3 protein-coding genes are annotated in these 2519 nt (G+C 56.6%); all 3 read left to right on the forward strand.

Going from position 1 to position 2519, the window contains the following annotated elements:
• A partial coding sequence (locus tag ACOSYY_RS10625; RefSeq protein WP_421662319.1) for a beta-ketoacyl-[acyl-carrier-protein] synthase family protein occupies window positions 1-1134 on the forward strand: 1134 nt, incomplete at its 5' end.
• A 73-nt stretch (window positions 1135-1207) separates the two neighbouring features.
• Window positions 1208-1663 (forward strand): acyl carrier protein, encoded by a 456-nt coding sequence (locus ACOSYY_RS10630; protein ID WP_421662320.1) that lies wholly within the window; start codon window positions 1208-1210, stop codon window positions 1661-1663.
• Window positions 1660-2519, forward strand: an 860-nt coding sequence (gene lpxD, locus ACOSYY_RS10635) for a UDP-3-O-(3-hydroxymyristoyl)glucosamine N-acyltransferase (protein ID WP_421662322.1), incomplete at its 3' end; no start/stop codon positions are given. The genes ACOSYY_RS10630 and lpxD, both read left to right, overlap by 4 nt.

The raw sequence follows: 2519 nt of genomic DNA on the forward strand, positions 1-2519 counted from the left end.
TGGTTTCCGATGTCCGGCTATCGTTCGCGGGTTGCTGGGCAAGTCCTCAATTTCTCACCGGAACAGTATTTATCAACTATGCAGGCGAGTCGCGTGGATCGCTACGCGCAATTCGCCTTGGTCTCCACAAAAGAAGCACTCGCCGATGCAGGGCTGAGCATGGCGAAAGAGGCTCCCCATCGCGTCGGCGTCATTGTCGGAGCCGGCATGGGCGGGATGGTGATGGGAGAGCGTGAAATCACCCAGCTCTTCAAAACTCAACGACCGCATCGCGTACATCCCAATTTCATTCCGACGATCACGTTGAATTCCGCTTCGGGCATCGTCGCGATGGCTCATGGTGCGAAAGGCCCGAACCTTACGATTTCGACGGCCTGTTCTTCCAGCGCCCATGCCCTAGGCCAAGCCCTTCAATGCATTCGCAGCGGTCAGGCCGATGTCATTATCGTCGTCGGGGCCGACGCGAGCATTACTCCGTTGGTCTTTGCCGGGTTCTGTTCGTTGCGGGCTCTTTCCAGCGAGTTTAACGATGCTCCGGAGCGAGCCTCGCGCCCATTCGATCGACACCGCGATGGATTCGTCATGGGCGAGGGCGCCGCTGCATTAGTCGTGGAATCTTTGGCGCACGCCAAGAAGCGGAAAGCGAGAGTCTATGCTGAACTTGCCGGATATGCCGCCACCAGTGAAGCGTATCATATGGTCATTCCTCAGGAAGATGGCAAGGAAATATCCACGACCATGAAGATCGGTTTAGACTCCGCCGGTATCGGACCGGATCAGGTCGATTATATCAACGCTCATGCGACTTCCACGACGATCGGCGATGCCGTCGAGACCAAGGCGATCAGGAGTTTGTTTAAGAATCGCGCGGACAAAATCGCCGTCAACGCCACGAAGTCACTCATCGGCCATACATTGGGGGCGGCTGGAGCGATCGGCGCTGTGGCAACGACTCTTTCAATCCATACCGGACAAATCCACCCCACGGCGAACTATGAGGATCCCGATCCAGCCTGCCGTTTGGACGGCATCCGACGCGCCGTCCAAGAACGAAAGGTTCGCTATGCCCTCTTGAATGCATTCGGATTCGGCAGTAACAACGCCACGGTGGTCTTTAAAAAGTTTGTGGCATGAAACGGTTGACAATATCGAGGATCCCTCGCCGAATGCGCATGCGAAGAGCTCATCCCATTAAGGAGTACCTATAATGACTGAACCGATCGATCCCGCAATTACCTCTAAAATCGTTCAAGCCTTGTCCAGCTATCTTAAGCGAGACCCTGCATCGATTACCGAGTCTCACCATCTCCGTGATGATCTCGGTCTCGACTCGGTGGCTATTATCGAACTGCTCTTCGAAATCGAGGAACGATTCAAACTCCAAATTCCGGATCAAGACCTTCCGGGGTTGAGCACCGTTGGCACGGTAGCTGCCTATGTCCAGCGGCGGCTCGCTGAATCGAAGACTGAGTCCAGGCCTGAATCGGTCAAACCCGCGACCGCTGCAGGCAAGTCGAAATCGGCCAAGTCGACTACAACCAGGGCAGCCGCAGCCAAGTCTCCGTCCACCAAGAAGGCCGGTTCAGTAAAGCCCGCCCCCGCTGGAAAGCCGAAAAAGGCCGCCGCCGTGGCTTCTGGGAAAAAGAAAGTCGCGTCCAGATGAACAAGTCTCAACTGCCTTCTCCGATCACATTGGCTCACATCCACGAGGTTGTCGGGGGGACGATTCATGGCGACAGCCAGACACCGATCTCCGGCTTAACAAGTCTCGGCGAATCCGACCCGAACGCGTTGTCATTCATCGCCAACGATAAAATGTCAAAGGCGGCAGCCACCCTTCGAGTAGCAGCACTACTGGTCTATCGGCATTTGCCAGATCTTGCTGTGCCGCAAATCGTCGTGGACCATCCGATGTTGGCCTTCGCGCGCGTGGCGCAGACCTTTTTTGTCCGGCAACAGGCTCCACGGGGCATTGCCGAGCATGTGATGCAGGGCGACGATGTGCGGATCGGAACTGATCCTTCCATCTGGCCTTTTGTCACCTTGGGCGACCGTGTGACGATCGGTCATCGCGTCACGCTGTATCCGGGGGTTTTCGTGGGATCGGATTCGACGATCGGGGACGATTCTGTTCTGTATCCCAATGTCGTCGTTCGTGAGGGTTGTTCACTTGGTGCGCGAGTGATCGTGCACAGTGGAACCGTGATCGGAGCCGACGGGTTCGGATACGTCCAGCATCAAGGCCGCCATCATAAGATCCCGCAACTCGGCGGCGCGGTCATCGAAGACGACGTTGAACTGGGAGCCAATGTGACGGTCGACCGCGCGACATTCGGACGGACCCTGGTCAAGCGAGGCACCAAAGTCGACAATCTCGTCCAGATTGCCCACAATGTCACAGTGGGAGAGCACTGCATCGTTGTGGCGCAGGTTGGCATTGCCGGCAGCACGACCATCGGTCATCATGTGATGATCGGCGGCCAGGCAGGACTTGCCGATCATCTCACCATCGGCGATCA

This window comes from Nitrospira sp. BLG_2, from assembly GCF_049222245.1.